Source organism: Rhodococcus sp. HNM0563 (genome assembly GCF_012726195.1).
Classification (GTDB): domain Bacteria; phylum Actinomycetota; class Actinomycetes; order Mycobacteriales; family Mycobacteriaceae; genus Rhodococcus.
The window spans coordinates 1-344 of record NZ_JAASAF010000051.1 but is presented as its reverse complement, the minus strand read 5'-3'; the positions used below and the strand labels follow the sequence as shown (position 1 = coordinate 344).

Sequence of the window (344 nt, the reverse complement as noted above, 5' to 3'; positions counted from 1 at the left end):
TCCGGGAGGTCGAGGCAGGGGTCGAAGGTGATGTCGGGGCGGCCGGAGTCGTCGACGATGCGCGGTGTGCGTGTTGTTGGTGCGGTGGTTACGGTGGTGCTGTTGTCGATTTCTGTTGCCGGTGTTGGTCCGCAGGCTGCTGCTACCGCGATGATTGCAGCAGCTAGTGCTGCACGTCTCCACCTGCTCACGCGACCCCCCGATCCGCCCGAAAATCGGTTCGACGCTAGCACGACCGGTCCTGCCTACGATTCCCGCGACGGTTCCGGTATTCGTGCGGGAAGTGCGTGCAGGTTATGTGTCGACGTCGATCGACTGAAGCTGTCGTACCCAGTCGAATTCGG

1 pseudogene is annotated in these 344 nt (G+C 62.5%); it reads right to left on the bottom strand.

Annotated features, from left to right (window positions below):
* Nucleotides 1-191: pseudogene (locus tag HCA61_RS26095) on the bottom strand (DUF3558 domain-containing protein); the annotation flags it as partial.
* Nucleotides 192-344 lie beyond the last annotated feature (153 nt).